A 13,230-nucleotide genomic window follows, 5' to 3' on the forward strand; every position below is an offset into this window, starting at 1 on the left:
GCGACCGAGAGGAAAACATGCGATTCGAGAACAAAGTCGGCATCGTCACCGGGTCCGGTGGCGGCATCGGGCAGGCGTACGCCGAGGCGCTGGCCCGCGAGGGCGCGGCGGTGGTGGTCGCCGACATCAACGCCGAAGCCGCCGATGCGGTCGCCAAACAGATTGTCGCCGACGGTGGAACGGCCATCAGCATTCCGGTCGACGTGTCCGACCCGGCGTCGGCCAAGGAGATGGCCGACCGCACGCTCGCGGAATTCGGCGGCATCGACTATCTGGTCAACAACGCCGCGATCTTCGGTGGCATGAAGCTGGACTTCCTGCTCACCATCGATCCTGAGTACTACCGCAAGTTCATGAGCGTGAACCTGGACGGCGCGCTGTGGTGCACGCGCGCGGTGTACAAGAAGATGGCCAAGCGTGGCGGCGGCGCGATCGTCAACCAATCATCCACCGCCGCATGGCTTTACGCGAACTACTACGGCCTGGCCAAGGTCGGAATCAACGGCCTGACCCAGCAGCTGTCCCGCGAACTGGGTGGCCAGAAGATCCGGATCAACGCGATCGCCCCCGGCCCCATCGACACCGAGGCCAATCGGACCACCACCCCGAAGGAGATGGTCGACGACATCGTCAAGGGCCTGCCGCTGTCGCGGATGGGCACGCCCGAGGACCTGGTCGGCATGTGCCTGTTCCTGCTCTCCGACGAGGCCTCGTGGATCACAGGACAGATCTTCAATGTCGACGGCGGACAGATAATCCGGTCGTGACGGGAGGCGATGCCAGATGACTGATCAGCTGAAGCTTGGCTACATCGGCCTGGGCAACATGGGCGCGCCGATGGCCACCAAGATGACCGAATGGCCGGGCGGAATAACGGTTTACGACATCCGGACCGAGGCGATGACCCCGCTGGTGGAAAAGGGCGCCGGCCTGGCCGACAGCGTCGCCGACGTCGCGGGCGCCGACCTCATCCACATCACCGTCCTCAACGACGCCCAGGTGCGCGAGGTGGTCGGCGAGCTGGCCGCGCACGCCAAGCCCGGCACCGTCATCGCGATCCACTCGACCATCAGCGACACCACGGCCGTCGAGCTCGCCGCCGAGCACAAGCCGCACGGCATCCATATCGTCGACGCGCCGGTCAGCGGTGGCGCGGCCGCCGCGGCGAAGGGTGAACTCGCCACCATGGTGGGCGCCGAGCGGGAGGTGTACGAGCGGATCAAGCCGGCCTTCAAACATTGGGCATCGGTGGTCATCCACGCCGGTGAGCCCGGGGCGGGCACCCGAATGAAGCTGGCCCGCAACATGTTGACGTTCACCTCGTACGCCGCGGCCTGCGAGGCCATGAAACTCGCCGAGGCCGCCGGCCTGGACCTGCAGGCGCTGGGCCGGGTGGTGCGCCACACCGACGCGCTGACCAGCGGCCCGGGTGCGATCATCGTCCGCGGCAACATGAAAGACCTTGAACCGGACAACTTCTTGTACCAGTCCTTCCTGCACGCCCGCGAGCTGGGGGAGAAGGACCTGAGCCTGGCGTTGGCTCTCGGCGAATCGGTGTCGGTCGATCTGCCGCTCGCCCAGCTGGCCTACCAGCGGTTGGCCGCGGGCCTCGGGGTACCACACACGGAGAAAGAGGCGTAATGGACGAGCTGCGCAGCAAGGGCCTCGCGAAGATGAACGAGGTCTACGGCTGGGAGATGCCGAACATCGAGGGCGACGCGTACTTCGACCTGACCGTCGACCACCTGTTCGGCAACATCTGGACGCGACCGGGATTGTCGATGCGCGACAAGCGCATCATGACGCTGACCGCGGTGACCGCGATCGGGAACCGCGACCTGGCCGAGATCCAGATCAACGCCGCGCTTCTCAACGGCGAGCTCACCGAGAACGAGCTCAAGGAGATGGCGGTCTTCCTCACCCACTACCTCGGCTTCCCGCTGGGTTCGGCGCTCAACGGCGCCGTCGACGCCGTGGTGGCCAAACGCAAGAAGGCCGCGGCGAAGGGCGCCGGGGAGGACAAGAAGGGCAACGTCGACGCCGCGCTGAAGATGCACTCGGGCAACAAGGACGACTAAGCGTGGCGTGAAGCCTCTTGTGCAAGTTGCACTCTCGAGCTGATACCCAGCTTGGAGTAGACGTGGCTCAGATGCGTCTGCACCGTTCGCGCGGACACGAACAGCCGGCCGGCGATGGCTTTGTTCGGCAGCCCCTCGCTGACCAGCCTCACCACGTTGATTTCGGCGGGGGTCAGTGAATCCCATCCCGTTGCCGGTCGCTTGCGCTCGCCGCGCCCGCGTTGCGCGTAAGCGATCGCCTCCTCGATCGACAGCGCCGCGCCCTCGGCCCATGCCGCGCGGAAGTCGTTCTCGCCCATGACCTTGCGCAGCGCTGCCACCGACGTGTCATAGGCGGCGTTGTAGATCTTGAAGCGCACATACCCGGTGCGGCCGCGAACCGCATCTGCGGCGCCGAAGAGGCGACCGGCTTCTCGGTTCGCCCCGGCGCTCGCCGCAAGGATGGCCAGGCATTCGAGGACGTCGGGGACCACGTAATACCCCTTCAGGTCCCCGGCGCCGGTGAGCGCATCACGCGCATCACGCGCCGCCTGCTCAACATCGTTTTGCGCGATCGCGATTCGCGCCCGCTTTGCCAGCGCGAGCAGCAGGTGCATGCCGGGGGCTACCGTGACGGCGTCGTCGGCCAAGCGGCGGGCCACCGTCAGGTCACCCCGCGCGAGGGCAACGTCCGCGAGTGGGATGACGTTCACCGCGGCCAGTTCGGGTTGGGCCTTCATGCGCTCCCACGCCGCCTCGCCGGCGGCGGCCGCTGCTTCCACGTCGCCCGCGGCCAGGTTTGCCACCGCCAGCGCGGCATAGGCGAAGCCCTGATTGAACGCGCTGAAATCCGCGGCGGCTTCGACCGCCGCGGTGGCCGCGGCCCTGGCCTCGTCCGGGTCGCCCGCGAAGGCGAGATAGTGGCCCAGGCTGACGAGGCTTGACATCCGCCATGTTTCGTCGTGCGCCGCCTCGGCCTCCGCGACCAGGGCCCGGAATTGCGCTACGGCTCCGGTGAGATCGGCTTCCCACTGCTGCGCCAAGCCAATACACCACCGGCACGCGCGGGAGGTGTAGCCATCACCGATCGCGTCGGCGATGTCACGCCCTTCTTCGCCGGCCGCACGCGCCGCGATCGCGTCACCCTTGCCGGTAACCGCGGCGAACGCTTGGAACGCCAGGATTTGGCTCAGGCTCCTGTCATCGCCCACGGCGCGGGCCAGTCCGAGCGCTTCGTCAAAGTACGAACTGGCAGCAGCCGCGTCAAAGGCGGCGATGATGCCGCAACCGGCGAGCGCGCGAACCAGCAGCGCCGGATCGTCGATCTCGCGGGCGAGTGCCAGGGCCTCCAATGCCTTGTCCATGTTGTCGTGAATGGTCTGCGCGCCCTCGAGAGTGGCGTTATCTGCAAGCGCGCGGGCGCGGACGGCAGGCGGCACCTCCGCGTTGCGCGCCGCCGCGTCGGCGAGCGCCGCTTCGAACCAGGCCGTCCCCTCCCGAACACGGCCGCGAGTGGTCCAAAGCGGTTGCAACGCCGATGCGAGGCGCAGCGCCTCGGAGATCTCGCCACTCTCGCGGCACCACGCGAACGCTGCGCGCAGATTGTCCATCTCTGTTGCCGCGCGCTCGACCCTGCTCTGATAGCCGGTGCGGCCGGGCTCGTCGAGCAGCGCGGCCATTGAGGTGTAGTGGTCGCGGTGGCGCGCGCGCACGGCGTCGGCTTCGCCGGACTCGCCGAGCTTTTCCAGCGCGTACTGACGAACCGTCTCCAGCATCCGGTATCGGGTTCCGAAGCCGCCGTCTTCTACCGCAATGAGCGATTTGTCGATGAGCAGCGTGAGCTGGTCGAGAATTTGGTAGCTCTCGACGTCGCTGTCACCGCAAACCTGTTGTGCTGCATCGAGTTCGAAACCGCCGTGGAATACGGCTGCCCGGCGGAACAGGACGCGTTCCGGCTCGGTCAACAGAGCGTGCGACCAGTCGACGGACGCCCGCAGCGTCTGCTGGCGGCGCACGGCGGTGCGCGCGCCGCCGGTCAGCAGGCGGAAACGGTCGTGCAGGCTGTCGAGGATCTGCGCCAATGACAGCGCGCGGACCCGCGCGGCCGCCAACTCGATCGCCAAGGGTATGCCGTCGAGGCGCTCGCAGATCTCCGCTACGGTGGCAGAGTTCTGTTCGGTCACAACGAAATCAGGCCGCACTTGGTGCGCGCGGTCGATGAACAACGTGATCGCCTCGTCAGTCAGCGACAGGGAGGGCACCCCCCAGGCGACTTCGCCGACCACCCGGATCGGCTCGCGGCTCGTGGCGAGAACAGTCACTTGGGGGCACGCCCCCAGCAGCGCCTCGGTCAGCGTGGCGCACGCGTCGATCAGGTGCTCGCAGTTGTCCAAGACGACGAGGATGCGCCGCCCGCCGATGGCCCGGGTAACCGTGTTCATCGTCGAAAGCCCTGCTTGGTCTGGCAGCCCCAACGCCCGCGTCACGGCGACCGGTACGACGGCGGGATCGGTGATCGGCGCCAGATCGACGTACCACACGCCGTCGGTGAACTCGGTGTCCATCCGGTCCGCGATCTGTACTGCTAGACGCGTCTTGCCCACACCGCCCGCGCCGGTCAGCGTCACCAACCGGTTGCCCACGACGATTTCCCGCACGGCCTCGATTTCCGCGCCGCGTCCGACGAAACTCGTGAACTGCGCCGGAAGGTGTTGTTTCCCAGCGCTTTTCGATGCGCGAAGCGGTGGGAAGTCGTTGTGCAGGTCGGCGTGGCAGAGCTGCGTTACGCGTTCGGGCCGGGGCAGATCCCGCAATGGGTGCGTGCCGAGGTCGAGCAGCCACGCTTGGGTGCCAACCGCGTCGGCGAGCAGGTCGGCTGTGGTCGCCGACAGCACCGTCTGGCCCCCATGGGCGAGATCGCGCAGCCGTGCCGCGCGGTTGATGGTCGGCCCGATGTAGTTTGCTTCGTCGCGCAGTTGCACTTCGCCGGTGTGCAGTCCGATCCGCAGACGGATCGGCGTCAGCGGTGTGCGCTGCAACTGCAGAGCAAAGGCGGCGGCGTCGCTGGCACGGGCGAAGGCGACCACGAAGCTGTCGCCCTCGCCCTGCTCCACCGGGCGCACCCCGCTGTGCCGGGCAACCAGGTCCGATACCGCCCGATCCAACCGTGCGATCGCGGCGCTCATCTGCTCGGGCTGGGTCTGCCAGAGCCGCGTCGAGCCCTCGACGTCTGCGAGCAGCAACGTCACCGTTCCGGTCGGGAGCTCGGTTACGCCCAAGTCGCTCCAGTTCAATGGTGGCGTGTCCACGCGTTGGTCCGTCTCAGCCATGTTAGCCAGCATGAGCTGGTTGGAGGCGGCAAACATCGGCACAAAGACGTAGAAAGCCACTCGGTCGTCCGCCCGCGCGCCTAGGCCCTTTGGCGGATGTTCCTTCACTCGCCGCGATCCATAGTGAGGTCACCAACGAATGGAGGCGACACATGAACAGCCAGGCAAGTCTTGCCGCAAACCATGCCGGAATCGATGCCCACTTCACCACGGGCGTATTACATGGCCACTACGACAGCCGCTTCGAGGATCTCGTCGCCGCGCTGGCTGACGAGGTCACCACAGGTGGCGAGTTGGGCGCCGCCATCGCTGTCGATATCGGCGGCGAGCTCGTGGTCGACATCTGGGGCGGGTATGCCGATCGAGCGAAAACCCGGGAATGGTCTCACGACACAATCGTCAACGTCTTCTCCAGCACCAAGAATGTGACTGCGCTGGCGGCGCTGATGCTGATCGACCGCGGCCTGCTCGACCCGTTCGCCCCCGTCGCCAAGTACTGGCCCGAGTTCGCCGCCAACGGCAAGGAGCGCATCGAGGTGCGCCACGTCCTCAGTCACACCTCGGGGGTGTCCGGGTGGGAGATGCCTTTCAGCCTCGAGGACATTTACGACTGGGACAAGTCCACGTCGCAACTCGCCGCCCAGGCGCCGTGGTGGCCGCCGGGGACCGCCTCGGGCTACCACGCGATCACCATCGGTCACCTCGTCGGTGAACTCGTCCGCCGCGTCACCGGTTCGACGCTGAAAAACTTTGTGCGCGAGCAGATCAGCGGACCGCTCGGCGCCGATTTTCAGATCGGTGCTCGGCCCGAGGATGACGAGCGCATCGCCGAGCTCGTTCCGCCACCGCCGCTGGACGTGCCCCTCGACGCGGTGCCCGACGACCATCCGATGCGCAAGACGTTCGCCGCCGTGCCACCCACCTCAGCGGCCGCGCTGGCCGCGGAGACCACCGCATGGCGCCGCGCGGAGATCGGCTCGGCCAACGGGCATGGCAACGCCCGCTCGTTGGTGCGCTCATTGTCGCCGATCTCGTTGGGCGGCAGCGTAAACGGCGTGCGGCTGCTTAGGCCCGAGACGATCGACCTGATCTTCGAGGAGCAGGCCAACTGCACCGACCTGGTGCTGGCCATGCCCGCACGATGGGGCATCGGCTTCGCGCTACCGCATCGGGAGGCGGTGCCGGACATGCCCGATGAACGAGTCTGCTACTGGGGCGGCTGGGGCGGCTCAATGGCGGTCATGAATCCCTACTGCCGCACCACATTCGCCTACGTCATGAACAAGATGGGGCAAGTCACTCCAGCCGGAACGGAGCGGACCAGGATGTACACCCGCCTGATCTATCAGGCACTTTCGATGACCTCGTCGCCGATTCAGTACGGCTGAACGCCTTCGGGCATCACGTATTCCGAGATCGGCGCGGTGACCCCGTTGACGGTCGTTCCGCCGTTGATGATGCCCGGAGCCATCTCCAGCATGTTGTGCGGGAAGCCGAAGCTCGGCTTGGTCAGGGCGTCGAGCCGGGCCAGCTCGTCGGCGCCGAGGGTCACGTCGACGGCGCGGACGTTGTCCTCGAGCTGGGAGAGCCGGCGCGCGCCGATGATGACGGACGAGACGGCACGCTGTGCGCGCACCCAGGCCAGCGCGACGCTGGCGACGTTGGTCTCGTGTGCCTTCGCGATGGCCTCGAGTTCGTCGATGACGGCGTAGGTCTTCTCGTTGAGGAAGGCGTCGACCAGGGCGCCGCGGTCGGCGTTGTGCCGGCCGCTGTTGGCTCGGGTGTACTTACCGCTCAGCACGCCGCTCTTCAGCGGCGACCACGGGGTGATGCCGAGCCCGAATTCGGCCGCCATCGGCACCAGGTCCTGTTCGATGGCGCGCTCCAGCAGCGAGTACTCGACCTGCAGCCCGACGAACGCAGACCAGCCGCGGAAACCGGCGATCAGGTTGGCCTGGGCGATCTTCCACGCCGGGGTGTCCGAGACGCCGATGTAGCGCACCTTGCCGGCCCGGACGAGGTCCTCGAGCGCCGCCATCGTCTCCTCGATGGGGGTGTTGGCGTCCCAGATGTGCAGCCAGTACAGGTCGATGTAGTCGGTTTGCAAGCGCCGCAACGAGTTATCGCAGGCGTTGATCAGCGACTTGCGGCCCGAGCCGCCGCCGTTGGGATCACCCGGATACAGGTTGCCGCTGAACTTGGTCGCGATCACCAGCCGATCGCGACGGGCGGGGTGGCGCCCGACGTGGTCGCCGATGATCTTCTCGGAGTGGCTCCGGGTGTAGAAGTTGGCGGTGTCGATGAAGTTGCCGCCGAGTTCGAGGTAGCGGTCGATGATCTGTTGGGACTCTTCCACACTGGTGCCCCAGCCCAGGTCTTCGCCGAATGTCATCGCGCCCAGGCACAAGGGGCTGACGCGCAGACCGGATCGCCCGAGTGTCACATATTCATCCAGCGGCATGCTGCCCACTTCCTGGTAAGTTGTTCGACCATGCGGTTGTTCAAAACAAAACTAGTTCATACCTGAACGATCTGGCAAGTCGATGTCTGCGGTCGATGCGGCCAAGATCTGGTCACTGAACTACCGGGTGCTGCTCTCGGTCATCTCGTGCGCCGAGGCCGACATCTGCGCGCTGGGCCTCGAGTCCAAGGAACTCTTCCTGCTCGCCGAGATCGACGAGCACCCCTACCCGGCCGCGCTGGCGGCGGCGTTGAGCATGCCCAAGGCGACGGTGACGCTGTACCTGAAGCGGCTCGAGGCGGCGGGCTTCGTGCGTCGCGAGATCGACCCGTCCGATCTGCGCCGGCACCGGCTGCTGCTCACCCCGGCCGGGCGTCAGGCGGCCAAACACGGCCTGAGATTGCTCTCCGACGAGTTCGACAAGCGCCTCGGGCGCCTCACCGCCGCACAGCGCAACGACCTCAAGGCGCTGCTCGAGAAAATCCTTTAGAGACTGTGGGTGCGCGCCGCAGCACCAGCTAGTCTGACGTGTCGTGCGTGTCCTGGTGATTGGTTCCGGTGCCCGTGAGCATGCGTTGCTGCTGGCGCTTCGCAAAGATCCCCAGGTCACGGGGTTAGCGGTCGCTCCCGGCAACGCCGGCACCGCGCGGCTGGCCGACCAGCACGAGGTCGATATCACCTCGGCGGACGACGTCGTCGCCCTGGCGCGCGAGGTCCGCGCCGACCTGGTGGTCATCGGTCCCGAGGTGCCGCTGGTGCTCGGGGTGGCCGACGCGGTGCGAGCCGCCGGCATTGTCTGCTTCGGCCCCAGCAAGGACGCCGCCCGCATCGAAGGCTCCAAGGCCTTCGCCAAGGAGGTCATGGCCGCGGCTGGGGTGCGCACCGCAACCAGCGAAATCGTCGATAACCCGGCGCATTTAGACGCTGCCCTGCAGCGGTTCGGCCCGCCGGCGGGGGATGCGGCCTGGGTGGTCAAGGACGACCGCCTGGCGGCGGGCAAGGGCGTGGTGGTGACCGCGGATCGCGCCGTCGCCCGCGCGCACGCCGCCGGGCTCCTCGAGGCGGGACACCCGGTGCTGCTGGAGTCCTATCTGGACGGCCCGGAGGTGTCGCTGTTCTGCGTGGTCGACGGCGAAACCGTGGTGCCGCTGCTGCCGGCGCAGGATTTCAAGCGCGTCGGCGATGGCGACACCGGGCCCAACACCGGCGGGATGGGCGCCTACGCCCCGGTGCCGTGGCTGCCCGACGAGGTGTACCGCGACGTCGTCAGCAACATCGTCGAACCCGTTGCGGCGGAGATGGTTGCGCGCGGCAGCGCGTTCAGCGGATTGCTGTATGCCGGGCTCGCGATCACCTCCAACGGCCCCGCGGTGGTCGAATTCAACTGCCGCTTCGGCGATCCCGAGACGCAGGCGGTGCTAGCCCTGCTCGAATCACCGCTCGGCCAGTTGTTGTACGCGGCCGGCAGCGGCAACTTGGCGGACTTCGGCGAGCTGCGCTGGCACGACGGCGCCGCCGTGACGGTGGTGGTGGCGGCGGAGAGCTACCCCGGCCGTCCGCGGGTGGGTGACGTGATCGTCGGCTCGGAAGCCGACGGGGTGCTGCACGCCGGGACGGCCCGGCGCGACGACGGGGAAATCGTCTCCTCGGGTGGCCGGGTGCTGTCGGTGGTGGGCACCGGCGCGGACCTGGCCGCCGCGCGATCCATGGCCTACGAAGTCGTTCGTTCGATCCGGTTGCCGGGCAGTCATTTCCGCAGCGACATCGCCCAGCTGGCCGCCGAGGGCAAGATCCGCGTCTAGAAGGCGGCGGCCTGACCGTCCCGACGCGGATCGCTGGCCGCGACATAGCCGCCGTCGAGGCGCCAGATCGCCTGGCAGCTGCCGAATTGGTTGTAGTCGTCGACGGCGACCAGGTCGTGCCCGCGGCGGCGCAACTCGTCGAGCGTTGCGACCGGGAACCCCGTTTCGCAGCTGACCTGCATGCCCTCCACCCACCGGAACCGCGGGCCGTCGCACGCCGCCTGGGGGTTCTGCCCGTGGTCGGCGATGCGCACCATCACCTGCACGTGCCCCTGGGGCTGCATCATTCCGCCCATCACCCCGAAGCTCAGCACCGGTTCGCCGTCTTTGGTCACAAACCCCGGGATGATGGTGTGGTAGGGGCGCTTGTTCGGGGCCACTGCGTTCGGATGCCCTTGGGCGGCAGTGAAATTCGCGCCCCGATTTTGCAGCGAGATCCCGGTGCCCGGCACCACCACGCCCGAGCCGAACCCCATGTAGTTCGACTGGATCATCGACACCATCATCCCCGCGGCGTCGGCGGCGGTCAGGTAGACGGTTCCACCCGCCGGGGCGCCGGCGGATGCCGGCCTGGCCCGTCGGCGGTCGATCAGTGCCGCGCGCTGCTTCAGGTACTCCTGGTCCAACAGGCGCTCGGGCGACAGCGGCATGTGCTCGATGTCGGCGACATACGCCTGGGCGTCGGCGAACGCCAGCTTCACCGCCTCGATCTGCAGGTGCACGCTGTCCGCGGAATCGACCGGCAGCGAGGCCAAGTCGAAGTGTTCCAGGATGCCCAGGGCGATCAGCGCGACGATTCCCTGGCCGTTGGGTGGTATCTCGTGCACCGTGTATCCGCGGTAGCCGCCGTCGACCGTGCCCACCCAGTCGGCGCGATGGGCCGCCAGATCGTCGGCCCGCATGGCCCCGCCGTGCGCCAGTGCGTGCGCCTCGAGCCTGGCGGCCAGTTCGCCACGGTAGAACGCCTCTCCGTTGGTCGCGGCGATCGTTTCCAGCGTGGCCGCATGGTCGGGCAGGCTGAATCGCTCGCCGGGCCTGGGCGCCCGCCCGCCGGGCAGAAACGCCTGGGCGAACCCCGGCTGGTCTTCGAACAGCGGCACCTGGGCGGCCCACTGCTGCGCGACCGTCGGTGAAACCAGAAAGCCGTTGCGGCCGTAAGCTATTGCTGGTTCGAACAGCCGCTCGAACGGGAGCTTGCCGAACTTCGCGTGCAGTTCGGTCCAGGCCGACACCGCGCCGGGCACGGTCACCGAATTCCAGCCGAGGATCGGAACGTCCTGCCCGCCAAAGTATTCCGGTGTCCAGGCGGCCGGTGAGCGACCCGAGGCGTTCAACCCGTGCAATCGCGCGCCGTCCCACACGATGGCGAAGGCGTCCGAACCAATGCCGTTGGACACCGGCTCCACAATCGTCAGGGTGATGGCTGTGGCGATGGCCGCGTCGACCGCGCTGCCGCCCTGGGCGAGCATCCGCAGGCCCGCCTGGGCGGCGAGCGGTTGCGACGTGCACACAACGTTTTCCGCCAGGATGGGCTTGCGTGGCCAGGCGTACGGCAGGGTCCAGTCGAAAGGTGCGGTCACCTCCGCGAGCGTATCTCCTTACGCCGTCAGCAGCGGTGCCATCCAGGTCAGCTCGGCGGGCAACTGCGAGCTCCAGAACGCGCCGTCGTGCCCGCCGGGCGAGAAGCCGCCGGCCGGCGGGTTGGGCAGCTGCGCGATGAACTGCTTCGTCGCCGAGTAGAACGGATCGCTGTCGCCGCAATCGATTCGGATCGGGATCGAGGCCAGCGCGGGCATGCCGAACACCGAATTCGCGGCGAAATCATCGGGCCCGTCGAACGCCCCCGGCGCCGCGGCACCCGAGGACATCCACAGGGCCGGGCTCACCGCACAGATCGCCGCGGTACGGGCTGGCCCCAGCCGGCCGCCCAGCAGCAGCGCGCCATAGCCGCCCATCGACCAGCCCAGGAACGCCACCCGCGAGGTGTCCAGATTCTGGTTTCCCAGCATCGGGATGAGCTCGTCGAGCACCATGGCGCCGCTGTCCTCGCCCGACGACCGCTTGTGCCAGTAGCCGCCGCCACCGTCGACGGCGACCACCGCGAACGGCGGCAGTCCGGCGTCGACGGCCTGCGCCAAACCGTGTTCGACGCCACCGGCCATCACCGTGGACGCGTCACTGCCCTTGCCGTGCAGCGCGATCACCGGCCGCAGCGGCTTGGTCTGGCCCGGCGGGCGGGCGATGGCCCAGTTGGTGTTGGCCCCGCCGCGGGCGGCGGAGGCGAAGGAACCGGTCACCATGGTGGGGGCGGGCGCCGCCGGCGGAGCCGGATCGCGGGGCGGGCCGGGCGACGGGGCCAACGGCATCCCGGTGCCGGCCGTCGATACCGGCACGGCGCGAGATGTCCGCGGTTCTAACAGGATGTCGAACCCGTAGGCGCCAACCGCGCCGAGGGCCGCGCCGGCGCCGAGGCCGAGCAGGGCGCGTCGGCTCAAGTCGGGCATGCGGGCCATTATGCCCCGGCCGTTTGGCCGAAATGGCAATGCAGTACCACTTTGGCTGGCACGATGGCTACTCGTGACAGCAGCGGTTACTCCAAAAGGAGAACGTCGACGGTATGCGCTCGTCAGCGCCGCCGCCGAGCTGCTGGCCGAGGGCGGGTTCGAAGCGGTGCGGCACCGGGCGGTGGCGCGGCGGGCCGGATTGCCGTTGGCTTCCACCACTTACTACTTCTCGTCGCTCGACGATCTGATCGCACGCGCCGTCGAACACATCGCGATGATCGAGGTGGCGCAGTTGCGGTCGCGGGTCAGCGCCATGTCGCGCCGGCGCCGCGGACCGGAGACCATCGCCGAGGTGTTGGCGGACCTGCTCGTCGGCGACGTGTCCGGACCGGGCCTGACCGATCAGCTGATCTCGCGCTACGAGCGGCACATCGCGTGCACCCGGCTGCCCGCGCTGCGCGAGACCATGCGTCGCAGCCTGCGCCAGCGCGCCGAAGCGGTGGCCGAGGCGATCGAGCGCTCGGGCCGATCGGTGCACATCGAACTGGTGTGCACGTTGATCTGCGCGGTCGATGGCTCGGTGGTGTCGGCCCTGGTGGAGGGGCGCGACCCGCGCGCGGCGGCGCAGGGCGCGGTGGTCGACCTCATCGAGGTGCTCGCGCCGATCGATCAGCGGCCCGTGCAGATCTGAGCGCCCGTTACGCGCGGATCGGGTCCACCGGCAGCGACGGCGTCACGATGTAGCCGGTGTCGAGGTCGCCGTAAATGGTCACGTCCAGCGGGCGGCGCTGCGCGTACAACGCCACGTAGGCACAAACCACGGCATCGACCGGGTCTTCGGCGCGGCGCAGTTCGCTCTTGCGCTGCGCGGCCGTGACGGCCCGGCGCAGCGCGACCCAGCCGTCGTGCCCGGCCACGCGCAGCGGCACCGGGGCCCGCGCCAGCCGCTCGACGCCGTCCATGAGCAACAACAGCTCGGACCTGAGCCGCTCGACGCTGCGGCCGGGCTTCGCCTTGTATTTCAGGGTGCGCTCGAGGCGAAACAACGCGACGGTGGCCGCGTGGGGGTAGACCTCG

The 13,230-nt window shown here is 68.2% G+C and carries 12 protein-coding genes; 7 read left to right on the forward strand and 5 right to left on the reverse strand.

The features are described 5' to 3' along the window. Positions 1-17: 17 nt before the first annotated feature. The 3 genes from A5646_RS01425 to A5646_RS01435 are packed head-to-tail and all read left to right on the forward strand — an operon-like array spanning position 18 to position 2,078. Positions 18-767: an SDR family oxidoreductase gene (locus A5646_RS01425; RefSeq protein ID WP_066880269.1), complete on the forward strand. Its 750-nt coding sequence runs from the start codon at positions 18-20 to the stop codon at positions 765-767. Positions 768-783: 16 nt separating this feature from the next. Then, positions 784-1,641 (forward strand): NAD(P)-dependent oxidoreductase, encoded by an 858-nt coding sequence (locus A5646_RS01430; RefSeq protein WP_066880271.1) that lies wholly within the window; start codon positions 784-786, stop codon positions 1,639-1,641. Further along, positions 1,641-2,078 carry a carboxymuconolactone decarboxylase family protein gene (locus A5646_RS01435; RefSeq protein WP_066863955.1) on the forward strand — a complete coding sequence of 146 codons (438 nt, stop codon included), beginning with the start codon at positions 1,641-1,643 and terminating at the stop codon, positions 2,076-2,078. Before A5646_RS01430 ends, A5646_RS01435 begins: the two co-directional genes overlap by 1 nt. On the opposite strand, the gene A5646_RS01440 is transcribed toward A5646_RS01435, so the two are convergent. Further along, positions 2,075-5,398, reverse strand: a complete 3,324-nt coding sequence (locus A5646_RS01440) for a LuxR C-terminal-related transcriptional regulator (RefSeq protein ID WP_082984596.1) — start codon at positions 5,396-5,398, stop codon at positions 2,075-2,077. The two genes, A5646_RS01435 and A5646_RS01440, sit on opposite strands and share 4 nt — an antisense overlap. 140 nt (positions 5,399-5,538) lie before the next feature. Between A5646_RS01440 and A5646_RS01445 the strand changes: the two genes are divergently transcribed. Further along, complete coding sequence (locus A5646_RS01445) at positions 5,539-6,774, forward strand: serine hydrolase domain-containing protein (RefSeq protein WP_082984595.1); 1,236 nt, start codon at positions 5,539-5,541, stop codon at positions 6,772-6,774. Here A5646_RS01445 and A5646_RS01450 read toward each other — a convergent pair. Next, the gene (locus A5646_RS01450) at positions 6,762-7,856 is read right to left on the reverse strand and encodes an aldo/keto reductase (RefSeq protein ID WP_066880273.1); all 1,095 of its coding nucleotides are present in this window, start codon (positions 7,854-7,856) and stop codon (positions 6,762-6,764) included. The two genes, A5646_RS01445 and A5646_RS01450, sit on opposite strands and share 13 nt — an antisense overlap. Positions 7,857-7,929: 73 nt before the next feature. Between A5646_RS01450 and A5646_RS01455 the strand changes: the two genes are divergently transcribed. Next, positions 7,930-8,337 carry a MarR family winged helix-turn-helix transcriptional regulator gene (locus tag A5646_RS01455; RefSeq protein WP_066880275.1) on the forward strand — a complete coding sequence of 136 codons (408 nt, stop codon included), beginning with the start codon at positions 7,930-7,932 and terminating at the stop codon, positions 8,335-8,337. A 43-nt stretch (positions 8,338-8,380) separates the two neighbouring features. Beyond that, positions 8,381-9,649, forward strand: coding sequence for a phosphoribosylamine--glycine ligase (gene purD / locus A5646_RS01460; RefSeq protein ID WP_066863946.1), 1,269 nt, complete (start codon positions 8,381-8,383; stop codon positions 9,647-9,649). On the opposite strand, the gene A5646_RS01465 is transcribed toward purD, so the two are convergent. Together A5646_RS01465 and A5646_RS01470 are read right to left on the reverse strand one after the other, a co-directional pair. Continuing rightward, positions 9,646-11,229 carry a gamma-glutamyltransferase family protein gene (locus A5646_RS01465; RefSeq protein WP_067019358.1) on the reverse strand — a complete coding sequence of 528 codons (1,584 nt, stop codon included), beginning with the start codon at positions 11,227-11,229 and terminating at the stop codon, positions 9,646-9,648. The genes purD and A5646_RS01465 overlap by 4 nt on opposite strands. An 18-nt stretch (positions 11,230-11,247) precedes the next feature. Then, positions 11,248-12,165: an alpha/beta hydrolase-fold protein gene (locus tag A5646_RS01470; protein WP_067019375.1), complete on the reverse strand. Its 918-nt coding sequence runs from the start codon at positions 12,163-12,165 to the stop codon at positions 11,248-11,250. Positions 12,166-12,226: 61 nt separating this feature from the next. On the opposite strand from A5646_RS01470, the gene A5646_RS01475 reads away from it, so the two are divergent. Beyond that, positions 12,227-12,844: a TetR/AcrR family transcriptional regulator gene (locus A5646_RS01475; protein ID WP_067019366.1), complete on the forward strand. Its 618-nt coding sequence runs from the start codon at positions 12,227-12,229 to the stop codon at positions 12,842-12,844. Positions 12,845-12,851: 7 nt separating this feature from the next. Here the strand turns inward: A5646_RS01475 and A5646_RS01480 are convergent. After that, a partial coding sequence (locus A5646_RS01480) for a DUF429 domain-containing protein (RefSeq protein WP_156752821.1) occupies positions 12,852-13,230 on the reverse strand: 379 nt, incomplete at its 5' end.

The sequence above is a fragment of the Mycobacterium sp. 1245499.0 genome (assembly GCF_001673615.1).
Lineage (GTDB): Bacteria > Actinomycetota > Actinomycetes > Mycobacteriales > Mycobacteriaceae > Mycobacterium > Mycobacterium europaeum_A.